The sequence below is a fragment of the Humibacter sp. RRB41 genome, assembly GCF_022761015.1.
Taxonomy (GTDB): Bacteria; Actinomycetota; Actinomycetes; order Actinomycetales; family Microbacteriaceae; genus Humibacter.
The window spans coordinates 1-15,398 of the sequence record NZ_JAKWJQ010000002.1 but is presented as its reverse complement, the minus strand read 5'-3'; the positions used below and the strand labels follow the sequence as shown (position 1 = coordinate 15,398).

Genomic DNA, 15,398 nt, shown 5'->3' with positions numbered 1-15,398 from the left:
TCAGCGCACATCGTCGTCGAACCCCTCAGTACCGTCTGCCAGCAGCGGAGAGATCAACGGCAGCTCCTCGATCGAATTGATCCCGAGCTGCTGCAACAGCAGATCGGTCGTTCCGTAGTTGATGGCGCCGGTCTCGGCATCGGTGAACTGCTCGGTGATGAGCCCGCGCGAGAGCAATGTTCGCACGACCGAATCCACGTTGACGGCTCTGATCGACGCGATGGCACCGCGCGTGATCGGTTGCCGGTATGCGATCACGGCCAGGGTCTCGAGCGCCGCCTGCGAGAGCCTCGTCGGCGTCTGCTGGTTCACGAACTCTGCGACCAGGTCGTCGAACTCGTCGCGCACGTAGAGGCGCCATCCGCCGCCGACCTCGCGCAGCTCGAAGCCACGACGCGGACCACCGTCCTCGCCGTCGTAATCGGCGACCAGTCCGTCGATGGTCTGCCGCACCGCGGCCATCGGCGCGCCGACGGCGGTCGCGAGCGTCACGAGCGACAGCGGTTCGTCGGCGACCATCAGCACAGCCTCGATGGCACGCGGAACGTCGACCGGATGCCCCTGGGCCCGCTCCGGCTCAGCCGGTGCCTCGAGCGCGAACGGCTCCCCCGCGTCCGAGGCCGATGCCTCCTGCTCGGGAGCCTGCGGCTCGTCGGTGTTGCGATCATCCATAATCGGCTCCCAGATTGGCGAGATTCTCGTCGGACCAGGCATCCGCGACCCATCTGATGGTCAGTTCGCCGAGCGGCTCGAGCTGTTCGAAGGCGACGGCGGCGAACCGGTACAGCTCCAGCACAGCCACGAACCGCGCAACGATCACGCCCTTGCGGTCTGCGCCCGAGATCAGCTCCCGGAACGTGAACGGGGTTCCCCTGCGCAGCTGGGAGACCACCAGCGCGGCCTGTTCGCGCACACTCACCAGCGGCGCGTGCAGGTGGTCGAGTTCGACGATCGGAATCGTCTTGGGTGCGAACGCCAGCTCGGCGATGGCCGCGAAGTCGTCGGCGCTGAGCGTCCAGGCGAGCTCGGGAGCGCGCGAGCGGTACTTCTCCTCGAGGCGCACGATGCGCGGATGCCGTACCCCCTCTGCGTCGAGCCGACCCCCGAACCACGCGGATGCCTCCTTGAACGCCCGGTACTGCAGCAGGCGAGCGAAGAGCAGGTCGCGCGCCTCGAGCAGCGCGACGTCTTCGGCGTCGACGAGCTCACCCTGCGGCAGCAGCCCGGCGACCTTCAGATCGAGGAGTGTCGCGGCGACGACGAGGAACTCGGTCGCCTGATCCAGCTCGTCAGCGGTGTCGATGCCCTTCAGGTAGGCGATGAACTCATCGGTGACGCGGCTGAGCGCCACCTCGGTGATATCGAGCTCGTGCCTGCCGATGAGCGAGAGGAGCAGGTCGAACGGCCCCTCGAAAACCTCGAGGGCGACGCGGAACGACGGCGCGGCGCCATCGGATACCAGCGAGCCGCCGACGGCATCCTGCGCGTCGTCCTCAGGCGACGGCGCCACGGAAAACCAGTTCCCGCGCCAGCTGACGATAGGCGTCGGCTGCCTGGTGCTCGGGCGCGAACTGGGTGATTGGAGTCGCCGCGACTGTCGCATCCGGGAACTTCACGGTGCGCGTGATGACGGTCTCGAGCACGTCGTCGCTGAATGCGTCGACGACCCGCTCGAGTACCTCACGCGAGTGGAGCGTTCGTGCGTCGTACATGGTCGCGAGGATCCCATCGAGCTCGAGCGCGGGATTCAGCCGCTCGCGCACCTTGTCGATCGTCTCGATCAGCAGAGCGACACCGCGCAGCGCGAAGTATTCGCACTCCAGCGGGATGAGGACGCCATGACTGGCGGTGAGGGCGTTGACCGTCAGAATGCCCAGCGACGGCTGGCAGTCGATGAGCACGACGTCGTAATCGGCGCTCACCTTGCGCAGCACGCGTGCCAGAGCCTGCTCGCGCGCCACCTCGTTGACGAGATGCACCTCTGCTGCGGACAGGTCGATGTTCGCCGGGATGACGTCGAGCCCCGGCGTCGCCGTGTGCTGAATGGCCTCGCTCGGCTCATGCGCGCTCGAGAGCAAGAGGTCGTAGATGGTGAGCACGTCGTGCGTCTGTACGCCGAGCCCCGCAGAAAGGGCGCCCTGGGGGTCGAAATCGACCGCGAGAACACGCCTGCCGTATTCGGCGAGCGCCGCCCCGAGATTGATGCTCGACGTGGTCTTACCCACGCCGCCCTTCTGGTTGCACAGTGCGATGACGCGAGCCGGTCCGTGAGAACTGAGTTCGGAAGGCACGGGAAACTCGCGCAGCGGTCGCCCGGTGGGTCCCAGTTCGCCGAGCGCGACGTCGCCGAAGCCCGGCAGTTCCTGCTCGTCGGCCGAGATACGCGCCACGACTCCTCCGCTCTCTTCAGTGCGCAAGTCTATCGAGCATCCAGAGTACGCAAGGGCAGGATCGCCGGGGTTCCTTCCGTGCGGCTTGGTACCGTTGGCCACGTGCGGGCGCGCAGAGTCTCGTTCATCGCCGCCGCCATCGTCGCGGTGGCAGTGTGCGTCGCCACGCTCCCCGCCGGCCCGGCACTCGCTGCTTCTCCCGGGGCGGATGCCCGACAGCCGCGCTCGCTTCCCACGACGGACGGCCCCGTACTGAGCTTCAAGCTGCCCTATCTCGAGCACCGCGTCAGCGACCCGAACGCGCAGGAGGTTGCGCAGCACGCGGCGGGCCGAGCTCCGCTGCTGATCTTCCTGCCGGCAACAGGAGAGGTACCCGAGAACTATCGCGAGTTCCTGGCCGCTGCCGTCTCCGTCGGCTACAGCGTGCTCGGTCTCGACTACTGGAACACCGGCAAGTCCGTCACCCGAACCTGTCGCGGCGATCCGCGTTGCTACACGCAATTGCAGCAGAACCGACTGAACGGCGAGGATCCGTCCCGCTTCAGCCGCGTCGGAGAGGCCAACTCGATTCTGCGCAGATTCACGGCGGCGATCGACTACCTGCAGACCCTCGACCCGGAGGGCGACTGGGGCAGGTACATGGTCGACGGGCATCCGGTGTGGAAGAACGTGGTGTTCGCCGGTCACTCGCAGGGCGGGGGCGAGTCGGCCTACATCTCGCACCTGCACAAGCTGCGCGGCGTGCTGATGTTCTCCTCCCCCGTCGAAACGTACGGCGACATCTCGGCCGCGTGGATGGACGCCCCTGGCAAGACCCCGCCGAGCCGCATGTACGGGTTCGACGACGTGCACGACATCTACTTCACGCGCATCACCGGGTCGTGGCGCAGGTTGCACATGGGCGATCCCGATCCCACGACGGCGAGCGCCGTGCCGACGGAGAGCCATGTGATGCTGAGTTCCCTCGACATCGGCAACCCGCTGGAGACCCACGGACGCTCCGTCGACGACGACGGCCCGCGCACGACGAACGGCACGATGACGTTCCGGCCGACGTGGGCGTGGATGTTGAAGCAGGTTCTCTAACTCCGGTCCGCCCGCTGCGTGATCCTGGGCTCAGTCGTTCACGGACGACGGACGTGGTGTGTTCAGGATGCCGTTGATCAGCACGTCCATTCCCCACTCGAACCGCTCCTCGGCCGTGCCGGAGAGCATCTGGTCAACCAGACGCACCGTGCGCGGATAACGCTCCTCCGACAGCGCGGCGATGTTCGCCGCCAACGCGGCGAGCGCTTCGGTGCCTTCGCCGTGCGGTTGCCCCGAGCCGTGCTCGACGGCGGTCGCGGTCACGGATGCCAGCAGCAGGTCGACGCCCCATGCCGCCACCTCGTCCGACGCGCCCGATTCGCTCAGGAGCCCCAGAATCGCCTCGACGAGCGACGCATAGTGTGGTCCGGACGGATGCGTGGTCACTGTCATCCGCGCGATCTCGGGATAGGCGAAGAGCACTCCCGCGTAGCCGGACAGAACCGCGTGCAGCCGCTTCCTCCACGGGCCTCTGCCTGGTACAGGCGCCATACGCCCAAGCAGCGCGTCGAGGAGCTGCGCGTGAAGGTCTTCCGTGTCGTGCACGTAGACGTACAAGGACGCAGGTCCCGTGTCGAGCGCAGTGGCGATTCGCCGCATCGTGACCTTGCCGATGCCCTCGTCCTCAAGGATTTTCAGCGCGGTGTCGATGATGCCCTCGCGCGTCAACGCAGGCTTCGACGGTCGCTCCCGTCGACTCTGCGGTGTGCTCGTCGACTCGGCTGCCATGTAGGCACCATAGCACGAACACGTTCATTACGAACGTGTTTCTCGCGAATGCGTTCGTAACGAACATGTTCGTGTATAGTTCGAATCGAACCTGCCGATACAGATCGAAGGAGCGAATCGAACATGTCAACACCGAACATCGCCATCGTCGGAGCCGGACTGAGCGGCCTGGTGTGCGCGCGCATCCTGCAACACGGCGGCGTCCCCGTCACCGTCTATGAGCTCGACGCATCGCCCGACGCACGGCAACAGGGTGGCTCGCTGGACATCCACAGCGACACGGGACAGGTCGCGCTCGAGGAGGCCGGCCTTCTCGAGGAATTCCTGAGGAACACCCACCCGGAGGGCGAATCCCTTCGGGTGTTGGACAAGAACGCGAAGGTGTACGTCGATCAGAAGGAAACCGAGGGCGGCAACGGACGTCCGGAGATCGACCGCACGGTGCTGCGCCGCATGTTCATCGACTCGTTGGAACCGGGAACGATCCGGTGGGGACGCAAGCTGATCGCCGTTCGCCCCGTCGAGACGGGTCACGAGCTCCAGTTCGCCGATGGCAGCACGGTGCAGGCGGACCTCGTGGTCGGTGCCGACGGCGCCTGGTCGCGGGTGCGCCGGTTGCTCACACCCGTCCAGCCCGAATACAGCGGAGTCACCGTCGTCGAGTTCCGGCTGACCGAGGCCGAGACGAAGCATCCGGTCGCCCTCTCCGTCACGGGCAAGGGCAGCCTCTTCGCTCTCTCCGACGGCAAGTACATCGGCGGGCACGGCGGCACCCAGATCGCTCTCGGCTGCGGCATGCGAGTGCCTGAGGGCTGGGCTGCCGACAGCGGCATCGACTGGGATGCCCCTGATGCGGCTCGCGCCGCCCTGCTGGCGGAGTTCGCCGACTGGTCTCCCGCGCTGACTGATCTGATCCGCGAGAGTGACGACACGATCGTCCCGCGGCCGATCTACGCTCTGCCGACGGGCACGACCTGGGCTCACGTGGCAGGAGTCACTCTGGCCGGCGACGCGGCGCACCTGATGTCGCCGTTCGCCGGCGAGGGAGCCAATCTCGCGATGATCGACGGCGCCGACCTGGCGCGTGAGATCCTCGCGAACGATGACCTGGAGGTCGCTCTCCGTCGGTACGAGAAGAAGATGCTCCCCCGCGGAGCGAAGTCCGCCGCCGGCTCGCAGAAGAATCTGGACACGATGTTCGTCGACGGTCCGCCGCGGAAATTCGCCGCTTTCTTCCGCAGAATGATCCTGCTGTCCAGCATCATCAGGCCGTTCGAGCGCATGTTCAAGACCGCGAAAACCGCGCTATGAGGACTCGACGGCGGCCTGGCCGCGATCACCTGGCCCGCGGATGCGCGGTCGTGTACATGTCCCGCAGCGTGTCGGCCGTGATGAGCGTGTAGATCTGCGTCGTGGCCACCGACGAGTGCCCGAGCAGTTCCTGCACCACCCGCACGTCGGCTCCGCCCTCCAGCAGGTGGGTGGCGAACGAGTGCCGCAGGGTGTGCGGCGAGACGGATGCCTCCAGGTGCGCCCGCTCCGCCGCCGCCCTGATCACCAGCCACGCGCTCTGCCTGCTGAGCCTGGCACCGCGGACGCCGAGGAACAGGGCCGGCGTCGCCGCGCCCCTCAGCGAGTACGTCGGCCGCACCCGCACCAGATAGTCGTCGAGCGCGTTCCTGGCGTAGCTCCCCAGCGGCACGATGCGCTGCTTGCTGCCCTTGCCGGTGAGTCGCACGATCTCGCGATCGATGACGTCGTCCACGTTCAGGTCGATCGCCTCGGACACCCTGGCGCCGGTCGCGTAGAGCAACTCGAGCAGGGCCTTGTCCCGCACGCGCGCCGGGTCGTCCCCATCGGTCGCCGCCAGCAGCGCCTCCACTTGTGCGATCGTGAGCGCCTTCGGCAGCCTCGACGGCAGCTTCGGCGGGCGGACGTCTCGTGCGGCATCCGACTCGACCACCTGCTCGTCGAGCAGGAAGCGGTGCAACCCGCGCACCGTCGACAGCATGCGGGCGATGGATGCTGCACCGAGCCGCAGCGAGGCATCCTGCTCTCCCCGTGTGGCCAAGTGCCTGGCGTAGTCGTCGGTGTCGCGAGCGGTGATCACGGCGACGTCTTCCACAGCGTGCTCATCGAGCCACTCCGCGTACGCCGACAGGTCGCGACGGTAGGCGGCAACGGTGTTCTTCGAGAGGCCGCGTTCGATGCCGACGTGCCTCAGGTAGGCCTCGACCGCGGCCTGCGGGGTCATCGCGCGGCTTCGGTCGCGTCCCGATTGCCGTGATGATCCAGCGGGCGAGTCAGCCACGATCCGCGCTCCAGCGGTGAGTCCGCGTCTCCGAGCGACGCGTAGCCGGATGCCCGCGATGCATACGCGGCGAGCACGGCGATCGAAAGCGCCGCGTTACGAAGGCGGCGCTCCAGCACGGCGCGAACCACCTCGTCGAGCGGCACCCAGCGCACCTCGATGTCGGCTTCTTCGTCTTCGCGCGCGAACACCTCATCGGATGCGCGGATGCCACGCGCCAGATAGATGCGGATCACCTCGTTGCTGCCGCCGGGGCTCGTCGCCAGGTCGACCAGCACGTTCCAGTCGTCGGCGACGGTGTCCGCCTCTTCGGCGAGTTCGCGCTTCGCGGCCTCCAGGGGCGGCTCGCCCGACATGTCGAGCAGCCCTGCCGGCAGCTCCCAGTCACGAGATCGCACCGGATGCCGGTACTGCTTGATCAGGAGCGCTCGGTCGTACTCATCGAGCGCGAGCACTCCGACGGCTCCCGTGTGGTCGACGTACTCCCGCACGATCGTCCCGTCGGGCAGCCGCACGGTGTCACGGCGCAGGTCCCAGACGCGGCCGCGATACACGACCTCCGAGTCGAGAACGGGGGCGGCGTACGGCTCGTCAGCGAGATCGTCGTACGAGTCGGCCGGCTCGCTGACGGGCAGGTCAGGCATCCGCTTCCTCTTTCACTTCGAAGAGGCGGCTGGAGCGCTGACGCTCGAGTGCCGCTGCGATCAGTCCGTGGAACAGCGGATGCGCGCGGTTCGGCCGTGACCTCAGCTCCGGGTGCGCCTGCGTGCCGACGTAGAACGGGTGCACGTCGCGAGGCAGCTCGACGTACTCCACCAGGTGGCCGTCGGGCGACGTGCCAGAGAAGACGAGGCCGGCATCGGCGATCTGCTCCCGGTACTTGTTGTTCACCTCGTAGCGGTGGCGGTGCCGCTCGGATGCCTCGTCGGCCTCGTACAGCCCGGCGACGATCGAGTCGTCGACGAGTTTGGCCGGGTAGAGGCCCAGCCGCATCGTGCCGCCGAGGTCACCGCCCGCGATGATCTCGACCTGCTCCGCCATCGTGGCGATCACCGGGTACTGCGTGTCGGGGTCGAACTCGCTCGACGACGCCCCATCGAGATCTGCCTCGTGCCTGGCGTACTCGATCACCATGCACTGCAGTCCGAGGCACAATCCGAGGCTCGGAATGCCGTTCTCCCTCGCGAATCGCAGCGCACCGAGCTTGCCCTCGATGCCGCGGATGCCGAACCCGCCGGGAACGCAGACGCCGTCCACGTCGGCGAGCTCACGTGCAGCACCCTCAGGGGTCCGGCATCCATCGCTGGCGATCCAGCGCAGGTTGACCTTCGCACGGTTGTGGAACCCGCCGGCCCGCAGCGCCTCGGTGACCGAGAGGTAGGCATCCGGCAGGTCGACGTACTTGCCGACGAGTCCGATGGTCACCTCGTGCTTCGGCTCGTGGACCACCGCGAGCAGCGCGTCCCAGCTCCGCCTGTCCGGCTCGTCCGCCTCGAGTCCGAGCTGGGCGATGATGTAGTCGTCGAGGCCCTGGTCGTGCAGCATGTTCGGGATGTCGTAGATGCTGGGCACGTCGACGGCGTTGACGACAGCCTGCTCGTCCACGTCGCACATCAGCGCGATCTTCTTCTTGTTGCTCTCGGACACCGGACGATCGCTGCGCAGCACGAGGGCGTCGGGCTGGATGCCGATCGAGCGCAGCGCAGCGACGGAGTGCTGCGTCGGCTTGGTCTTCTGCTCACCCGACGCGTTCATGTAGGGCACGAGCGAGACGTGCACGAAGAAGCAGTTCTGGCGGCCGAGTTCGTGGCGCACCTGCCGGGCGGACTCGATGAACGGCTGGGACTCGATGTCGCCGACCGTGCCGCCGATCTCGGTGATGATCACGTCGGGACGGGGGTCGTCGGATGCCTGCAGCCGCATTCTTCGCTTGATCTCGTCGGTGATGTGCGGAATGACCTGCACCGTGTCGCCGAGGTACTCGCCGCGGCGCTCCATGGCGATCACCTGCGAGTAGATCTGTCCTGTGGTGACGTTGGCGGCCTGGCTCAGGTTGATGTCGAGGAAGCGTTCGTAGTGGCCGATGTCGAGATCGGTCTCAGCACCGTCGTCGGTGACGAAGACCTCGCCGTGCTGGAACGGGTTCATCGTGCCCGGATCCACGTTCAGATACGGGTCGAGCTTCTGCATCACCACCCGCAGACCACGAGACGTGAGCAGATTGCCGAGGCTCGCCGCCGTCAGCCCCTTGCCCAACGAAGAAACGACACCACCCGTCACGAAGATGTGCTTGGTAGTGCCGTTCGGCTGTGTTGCCTTGTTTTTCTGGCCCGCGTCAGTTTTTTCCACCACGGGCTTTCATCCTACCGCTCCTGCCTGTGCCAACTCGATCAGTTCTCGCGCGTGGGCGAGTCCGCTGTCGGAATCCGGCAGACCGGAGAGCAATCTCGCCATCTCGGCGATGCGATCGTCACCCTCGAGTTGCTGCACGCTGGAGGCGGTGACCGATCCGTCGCCGGCCTTCACTACGCCCAGATGATTGGTCGCGAACGCCGCGACCTGAGCCAGATGCGTGACCACGATCACCTGGGCTCTCTGTGCGAGCCGGGCGAGTCGCCGGCCGATCTCGATCGCCGCAGCCCCGCCGACCCCGGCGTCGATCTCGTCGAAGACGAACGTGGGCACCGGGTCGCTCCCCGCCAGCACGACCTCGATCGCGAGCATCACCCGCGAGAGCTCACCGCCCGAGGCACCCCTGGCCAGCGACCGGGGTTCCGCGCCGACGTGCGGGCGCAGCAGGATCGACACGATGTCGCGCCCGGCGAGCGTGAACTCCTCGCGTTGGGTGACCTCCACGACGATCTCGGCATCCGCCATCGCGAGGGCCGACAGCTCTTCCGACACCTCGGCTGCCAGCGTTCCAGCTGCGGTCGATCGCAGGGCCGACACGGATGCCGCCAGAGACTCGACCTCTCCGGCATCCTCAGCGACGAGGTCTGTCAACTGGCCGATGCGCTCCTCGTCGCCTTCCAGCTCCGCGAGTCGCTCTCCCCCGCTCGCCGCTCGCTCGATGACCTCATCGAGCGTCGGACCGTACTTGCGCACCAGGATGCCCAGCTCGCTGCGGCGCTCCTGCAGCACCTCGAGGTCGTGGGCGCCGTCGGCATCCAGCGCGGAGAGATACGTGGACAGCTGCGCCGCAGCGTCGTCGACCTGGAATCCCACACCGGCGATCGACTCGGCCAGTTCACTGAGCGCAGCGTCGTGTGCACCCGCGCGTTCGAGTTCGCGGCGCGCCGTCTCGAGGAGCCCGCGCACGTCCGGCCCCTCCGAGTCCTCCGCCGACAGCGCTTCCCTCGCGATCGACGCGCCGACGCGCAGGGACTCCAGGTTGGTGAGCCTTTCGGTCTGCTCAGCGAGGGCGTCGTCTTCACCGGGCTCCGGTGCTACGGCTTCGATCTCGCTGAGCGCCACACGCAGGTCGTCGGCCTCACGCGCACGACGATCCTGCTCATCGATCAGCCGCTCGAGCTCCTCACGGTTCGCACTCCATCTGCGGTACGCCTGACGGTACGTCTCGAGTGCCTCTGCCAATTCCGACCCTGCGAATCGGTCGAGGGCGTCGCGCTGCGCGGTCGCCGAGCGCAGCCTGATCTGGTCGGACTGCCCGTGCACAACGACAAGCTGCTCCGCGAGCTCCGCCAGCACACTCACAGGGGCTCCTCTACCGCCGACGATCGCGCGGCTCCGTCCCTCTGCCGCAACCGATCTGCTCAGCACCAGCTCACCGGTCCCCGCGTCGTCGGCGTCATCGAGGTCGCCGCCGGCGTCCCGCACCCGCTCGGCGACGTCTCCGTCGGCCGGAACCCGCCAGCGCCCTTCGACCCAGAGCTGCCCGCTTCCCGACCGCACGACCGCGCTGTCGGCGCGCTGCCCCAGCAGCAGTCCGAGCGCCGTCACGACCATCGTCTTTCCCGCGCCGGTTTCACCGGTGAGCGCTGTGAATCCCGGGCCGAGAGGCAGCGTGGCGCGCTCGATCACTCCGAGATCGCGAATGGAGATCTCTTCAATCACTGGGGTTCGGTCCTCGCCAGCCCGTGACAGGAAGGTTGAACTTTCGCACGAGCCGATCGGTGAACGGGGCGGAGTGCAACCGAGCCAGCGTCACGGGAGTGTCGGAGCGACGCACCGTGACCCTCGCGCCCGGCGGAAGATCGAACGATCGTCGCCCGTCGCTCCAGATCACCGCGGGCGTCTCTGTCCGTCGTAGCAACTCGATCGCAAGCACGGAGTCGGCGGCGACCACGAGCGGACGTGCGAAGAGTGCATGAGCGCTGAGCGGCACCATGAGCAGGGCGTCGAGCGTAGGCCACACGATCGGGCCCCCAGCAGAGAATGAATAAGCAGTCGAACCGGTGGGGGTCGACATGACGACACCGTCGCATCCGAAGCTCGACAGCGGACGCCCGTCGACCTCGACGACGACCTCGATCATGCGCTCGCGGCTGGCCTTCTCGATGCTCGTCTCGTTGAGCGCCCAACTCTCGTAGACCACCTCGGTTCCCGCCGTCACCTCGACGGAGAGCGTCATGCGCTCCTCCACTGCGTAATCCCGTTCGAGCGCTCTCGACACGGCGAGTTCGAGATCGTCCCGCTCGCTCTCCGCCAGGAACCCGACGTGGCCGAGGTTGACGCCGAGCAGCGGAACGTCGCAACCGCGCACGGTCTCCGCGGCCCGCAGGATCGTGCCGTCACCGCCGAGCACGATCACCAGCTCGAGCATGCCGGGAGCGACGCCGTCACCGAGCACGGCGGCGGTAGCCAGGTCGGGGGCCGCCGCGAGCAGATCGGCACGTTCGTCTTCTCCGAGCACCGGAACGACTCCGGCGGCGATCAACTGCCGACACACCTGGATGCCCGCGCTGATCGAAGCGCCCCGTCCGGTGTGCGAAACCACGAGGAAGTACCGTCGGGGTGCGTCCACGCGCCTCACTCTCCCACCATCGCGCCGATCTCGTCCAACCATTCTGTCGGATGGCGACCCGCTCGTGTGCTCAGCCGGATCAAGTACTCGTGATTCCCGTGACTTCCGGCGATGGGGGACGCAAGGATGCCCGCCGTCGGCAGGCCGAGATCCCATGCCGCCCACGCCACGTTGGCCACGGCGTCCTCGCGCAGGACGGCGTCGCGCACGATCCCCTCGCGCACTCCGGTTCTTCCGACCTCGAACTGCGGCTTGACCAGCATGACGTACTCGGGGTCGCGCCCGACCGCCTCGACGAGGGCGGGAAGCACGAGCGTGAGCGAGATGAACGAGAGATCACCGACGACGATTCCGATGTCGCGCCCTGCCGTGTGTTCGGCGAGAGCCGCGGCATCCAGGTAGCGCGCATTGACGCCTTCTGCTGCGGTTACCCGCGGATCCCCTGCCATCAGGGGCGCAAGCTGACCGTGTCCGACGTCGAGCGCGATCACGTGCTCGGCCCCTCGCTCCAGCAGCACTTGAGTGAATCCGCCCGTGGACGCACCGACGTCGAGCGCGGTCAATCCCGTCGGGTCGACACCGAAGCCGTCCAATCCCGCGATGAGCTTGTGCGCAGCCCTGCTCACATAGTGGTCGACGGCCGCGACGGTGATCTCGCTGTCCTCTGCGACCCGCACGGATGCCTTGACCACCTGCCTGCCCTCCACGCTGACGCGCCCGTCGGCGATGAGTCGCGCAGCTTGGGTGCGAGATCGCGCGAGTCCGCGCGACGTGATTGCGGCGTCCAGGCGTTGGTCAGGCATCCTGCTGCGGCACGTCCTCTCCCTCGAGCACCTCGGCGAGCTCGCGGTGCAGCCGTGTGTAGGCGTCCGCCCGCTCGTCCAGTGGCCGCTCCTCGATCAGCCGCAGGCGGGAGACCAGCGCGTCGCCGTCGGTGTCGTCAGTCATCCCACAACGCTACCGCCGACGGACGAGGAACCAGGGCAGCGCGCAGCCGAGCGCACCGATCGGTCAGCTGTACAGTTCTTCGGGAACGTCCAGCGCGTAGATGGGTCGTCCGCTCTTCCAAATCAGCGTGCTCGCGGCACGAAGAAGATCGATCTCGCGATCTCCACGCTTCACGATGCGCACGCTGCTGCCCTCCAACCTGACGAGCGAGCCACGCACCTCGACGCTGTCGCCGGATCGCGAGAGCTTCGGTTCCGGGTACGGCTCACTGAGCTCGCGCAGATCGGACAGCACGAAGTCCGGGCGCTCCTCTACGGCGGCCGCGAGGACCTGCTTCGCCTTGTCGATGCCGGTGAGCACGAGTGCCGACGGGATGCCGGCGCGATTCGCCCCCAGGATGTCCGTGTCGAGCCGGTCGCCGACCGCCAGCGGCGACTTCGCACCGAATCGTTCGATCGCCAGATCGAAGATGCGACGCTCCGGCTTCCCTGCAACGACGGGAAGCCGTCCGACCGCGGTGTGCACGGCGGAGACGAGCGTGCCGTTGCCGGGGGCGACACCCCTCGCCTGCGGAATCGTCCAGTCGGTGTTCGTCGCGACCCAGTGCACCGAATCGTCGGCCAGCGCGAAGGATGCCTCGGCAAGCTGCCGCCACCCCACATCCGGTGCGAATCCCTGAACGACGGCGGCCGGGTGATCCTCGGCCGACCGCGTCACGCGGTACCCGGCCTTCTCCAACTCGACGATGAGACCGTCGCCGCCCACCACCAGCACGGTCGCCGGCGCTTCGATCAGCTCGGCCAGCACGGCCGTCGCTGCTTGCGGTGACGTCACGATATCGTCCGGCTCGACGCTCAGTCCGAGCGAGATCAGATGCTCCGCCACGGTCCGATCACTGCGTGCCGCGTTGTTCGTGATGCACCCGATACGGACGCCCGCCCCTTGCGCCGCCGTCATCGCCTCGATCGCGTGCGGAATGGCGCCGGCCCCGGCGTACAACACGCCGTCGAGATCAGCCAGAACGACGTCGACCCCGTCGAGCGGCGCGCGCTCACGACCCCTGCCGAACAACCCCGAACGTCGACTCGCCTCACTCACCGTCGGACTTCTCCACGGCCACCTCGTCCGCGGCCTCGGCGTCGTCCGCCTCGGCGTCCGAGGGATCGTCGTCCAGGAGGTCCTCCTCGATCCCGAACTCCTCTTCTTCGACCTCGAGCACGTCTTCGTCACCGTCGTCCTCGCCGAGCGCTTCACGCGCCCGCTCGGCGAGTGCGAACCATTCGGCCGCCTCCGACTCCCGCCCGAGATCCTCGAGGACCGTCGCATACGCCTCGAACAGGTCGGGACTGTAGGAGAAGGCTCGCGTGCGGTCGAGCTGCGGAATCTGGAGCTCGTCCAGCGCGGCATCCGGCTGTCCGAGGTCGAGGCGGGCGCCCGACATCGCGATCGCCAGCGAAACCTGCACGTCGGCCGGCAGTTCGGCTCGATCGACCGAGCGCCCCAATTCGAGGGCGCGATCCGCCCGGCCGACGCCACGCTCGCTGTCCACCATCAACGGCACCTGGTCGTTCTTGCCGGAGATGCGCCGGTAGGTGCGTAGTTCGCGGAGCGCCAGCGCGTAGTCCTCCGTGGCGTAGGCCGTGATCGCCAGAGTCTCCCGAACGATCGCGATGCGGCCGGCCCGACGGGCTGCAGACACTGCATGCCGGTGCGCGAGCTCGGGGTCGTCGTCGATGAGACGGGATGCCATCGCCAGGTGCCGCGCAACCTGCTCCGCGTTCTCCTTGCTGAGCGTCTTCAGCTCGTTGCGGGCCGCGCGGTCGAGATCCTTCGCCCCGACGGACTCCGGAATCTCCGGATCGTCGTGACGCGGACGCACTGATCGCAGTTCACGCGCCCTCAGCTCCTCCTCGGTGAGCTGGCGTTCCCGATCACGAGCATCGCGGTCGCCGCGGGCCGGACTGCCGTCGCGCGTCCACAACTTCTGGTCACGGCCGCCTGGGCGACGTGACTCCCGATCGCCCTGCCCTCGACCATCGCGCGGTGCACCGGTGCTCCGGTCACGACCACCCCGTGATGACCCGCCGTCATCGCGACTGCGGTAACCACCGCGTTCGGCCGGCCTGCCGTCTTCGCGCTTCCGATAGCCGCCGGCACCACTCCCGGCGCCATCCCGCTTCTGGTACCCACCACGCTCACCAGGACGACCATCATCGCGCTTCCGATACCCACCGGTACTGCCAGCGGAGCCATTCCGGTTCTGGGAACCAGCACGGTCACCGGGACGGCCGTCGTCACGCTTCCGATATCCACCGGCACCGCTGCTCCCGGCACCGTCACGCTTCTGGTACCCGCCACGGCCCCCGGAGCGGTCATCGTCACGCTTCCGATACCCACCAGCACCATTGCCAACGCCATCACGCTTCTGATAGCCACCACGCTCGCCAGAACCAGCCCCGTCGCGGTTGCGGTATCCACCGGAACCGGTGCCGTCACGCTTCTGATATGCACCGCGCTGTCCCGGTGCAGCCTCAGGGCGCTTGCGATCACCACCGCCGGAGGACCCGTCGCGCCCGCGATACGCGCCACCAGACGCCCCATCACGATCTCGATACCCGCTTCCGGATGCTCCATCTCGTGCCCCGCCCCTGCTGGGGCGACCCGAAGCCGGTTGTCCGTTCCGGCGCGAAGAATCAGCACCACCTCGAGACGAATCCGAACCGCGCCTATTACCTCCGCGCCGAGCTGAATCGCCTCGGTCGGAGGAATCCCGATCGTCCTCGGCCATGGCTGGTCCTTCCCTTACGCCGGCTGTCCGGCATATCCATTCGCGGATCTCGACGTTAACGACGAAGTGGCCACCCAGCAATGGGTGGCCACTTCGTGTAAAGGAGTCCGGCGGTGTCCTACTCTCCCACAGGGTCCCCCCTGCAGTACCATCGGCGCTGAG

General features: G+C 67.5%; 16 protein-coding genes. 2 read left to right on the top strand and 14 right to left on the bottom strand.

What is annotated here, in order from left to right; genetic code table 11:
• The 3 genes from scpB to MJ603_RS05825 are packed head-to-tail and all read right to left on the bottom strand — an operon-like array spanning window position 1 to window position 2,381.
• Entirely contained in the window at window positions 1-672 is a 672-nt protein-coding gene (gene scpB, locus MJ603_RS05835) for an SMC-Scp complex subunit ScpB (protein WP_279238884.1), read from the bottom strand.
• Complete coding sequence (locus MJ603_RS05830; protein WP_374230845.1) at window positions 665-1,510, bottom strand: ScpA family protein; 846 nt, start codon at window positions 1,508-1,510, stop codon at window positions 665-667. Before MJ603_RS05830 ends, scpB begins: the two co-directional genes overlap by 8 nt.
• Window positions 1,494-2,381 carry a ParA family protein gene (locus MJ603_RS05825; RefSeq protein ID WP_243063285.1) on the bottom strand — a complete coding sequence of 296 codons (888 nt, stop codon included), beginning with the start codon at window positions 2,379-2,381 and terminating at the stop codon, window positions 1,494-1,496. The genes MJ603_RS05830 and MJ603_RS05825 overlap by 17 nt, the downstream gene beginning before the upstream one ends.
• Before the next feature lie 111 nt (window positions 2,382-2,492).
• On the opposite strand from MJ603_RS05825, the gene MJ603_RS05820 reads away from it, so the two are divergent.
• Window positions 2,493-3,476, top strand: coding sequence for a hypothetical protein (locus MJ603_RS05820; RefSeq protein WP_243062757.1), 984 nt, complete (start codon window positions 2,493-2,495; stop codon window positions 3,474-3,476).
• A gap of 30 nt (window positions 3,477-3,506) precedes the next feature.
• Here MJ603_RS05820 and MJ603_RS05815 read toward each other — a convergent pair whose 3' ends face one another.
• Window positions 3,507-4,205 carry a TetR/AcrR family transcriptional regulator gene (locus MJ603_RS05815; RefSeq protein ID WP_243062756.1) on the bottom strand — a complete coding sequence of 233 codons (699 nt, stop codon included), beginning with the start codon at window positions 4,203-4,205 and terminating at the stop codon, window positions 3,507-3,509.
• A 123-nt stretch (window positions 4,206-4,328) separates the two neighbouring features.
• Between MJ603_RS05815 and MJ603_RS05810 the strand changes: the two genes are divergently transcribed.
• Window positions 4,329-5,516, top strand: a complete 1,188-nt coding sequence (locus MJ603_RS05810) for an NAD(P)/FAD-dependent oxidoreductase (RefSeq protein WP_243062755.1) — start codon at window positions 4,329-4,331, stop codon at window positions 5,514-5,516.
• A gap of 25 nt (window positions 5,517-5,541) precedes the next feature.
• Here MJ603_RS05810 and xerD read toward each other — a convergent pair whose 3' ends face one another.
• The 10 genes from xerD to MJ603_RS05760 all read right to left on the bottom strand — a co-directional run bounded on the left by xerD (window position 5,542) and on the right by MJ603_RS05760 (window position 15,148).
• A complete protein-coding gene (gene xerD, locus MJ603_RS05805) occupies window positions 5,542-6,459 on the bottom strand; it encodes a site-specific tyrosine recombinase XerD (RefSeq protein ID WP_243062754.1) in 918 nt (305 codons plus the stop codon).
• The gene (locus tag MJ603_RS05800; protein ID WP_243062753.1) at window positions 6,456-7,160 is read right to left on the bottom strand and encodes an NUDIX hydrolase; all 705 of its coding nucleotides are present in this window, start codon (window positions 7,158-7,160) and stop codon (window positions 6,456-6,458) included. Before MJ603_RS05800 ends, xerD begins: the two co-directional genes overlap by 4 nt.
• Window positions 7,153-8,865 carry a CTP synthase gene (locus MJ603_RS05795; RefSeq protein WP_243063284.1) on the bottom strand — a complete coding sequence of 571 codons (1,713 nt, stop codon included), beginning with the start codon at window positions 8,863-8,865 and terminating at the stop codon, window positions 7,153-7,155. Before MJ603_RS05795 ends, MJ603_RS05800 begins: the two co-directional genes overlap by 8 nt.
• Window positions 8,866-8,874: 9 nt before the next feature.
• Complete coding sequence (recN, locus tag MJ603_RS05790) at window positions 8,875-10,590, bottom strand: DNA repair protein RecN (RefSeq protein WP_243062752.1); 1,716 nt, start codon at window positions 10,588-10,590, stop codon at window positions 8,875-8,877.
• Window positions 10,583-11,500 (bottom strand): NAD kinase, encoded by a 918-nt coding sequence (locus tag MJ603_RS05785; protein ID WP_243062751.1) that lies wholly within the window; start codon window positions 11,498-11,500, stop codon window positions 10,583-10,585. Before MJ603_RS05785 ends, recN begins: the two co-directional genes overlap by 8 nt.
• 5 nt (window positions 11,501-11,505) lie before the next feature.
• Entirely contained in the window at window positions 11,506-12,303 is a 798-nt protein-coding gene (locus MJ603_RS05780) for a TlyA family RNA methyltransferase (RefSeq protein WP_243062750.1), read from the bottom strand.
• Window positions 12,296-12,448 carry a hypothetical protein gene (locus tag MJ603_RS05775; RefSeq protein WP_243062749.1) on the bottom strand — a complete coding sequence of 51 codons (153 nt, stop codon included), beginning with the start codon at window positions 12,446-12,448 and terminating at the stop codon, window positions 12,296-12,298. Before MJ603_RS05775 ends, MJ603_RS05780 begins: the two co-directional genes overlap by 8 nt.
• Before the next feature lie 63 nt (window positions 12,449-12,511).
• A complete protein-coding gene (locus MJ603_RS05770; RefSeq protein ID WP_279238943.1) occupies window positions 12,512-13,519 on the bottom strand; it encodes an HAD-IIA family hydrolase in 1,008 nt (335 codons plus the stop codon).
• A 19-nt stretch (window positions 13,520-13,538) separates the two neighbouring features.
• A complete protein-coding gene (locus tag MJ603_RS05765) occupies window positions 13,539-14,327 on the bottom strand; it encodes a hypothetical protein (protein ID WP_243062747.1) in 789 nt (262 codons plus the stop codon).
• Window positions 14,328-14,347: 20 nt separating this feature from the next.
• Window positions 14,348-15,148 carry a hypothetical protein gene (locus tag MJ603_RS05760; protein WP_243062746.1) on the bottom strand — a complete coding sequence of 267 codons (801 nt, stop codon included), beginning with the start codon at window positions 15,146-15,148 and terminating at the stop codon, window positions 14,348-14,350.
• Window positions 15,149-15,398: the final 250 nt, after the last annotated feature.

Coding starts and splice junctions, on each gene's coding strand:
- scpB (WP_279238884.1), bottom strand. CDS start 672: ATGGATGATCGCAACACCGACGAGCCGCAGGCTCCCGAGCAGGAGGCA.
- MJ603_RS05810 (WP_243062755.1), top strand. CDS start 4,329: ATGTCAACACCGAACATCGCCATCGTCGGAGCCGGACTGAGCGGCCTG.
- MJ603_RS05815 (WP_243062756.1), bottom strand. CDS start 4,205: ATGGCAGCCGAGTCGACGAGCACACCGCAGAGTCGACGGGAGCGACCG.
- xerD (WP_243062754.1), bottom strand. CDS start 6,459: ATGACCCCGCAGGCCGCGGTCGAGGCCTACCTGAGGCACGTCGGCATC.
- MJ603_RS05800 (WP_243062753.1), bottom strand. CDS start 7,160: ATGCCTGACCTGCCCGTCAGCGAGCCGGCCGACTCGTACGACGATCTC.
- MJ603_RS05780 (WP_243062750.1), bottom strand. CDS start 12,303: ATGCCTGACCAACGCCTGGACGCCGCAATCACGTCGCGCGGACTCGCG.
- MJ603_RS05775 (WP_243062749.1), bottom strand. CDS start 12,448: ATGACTGACGACACCGACGGCGACGCGCTGGTCTCCCGCCTGCGGCTG.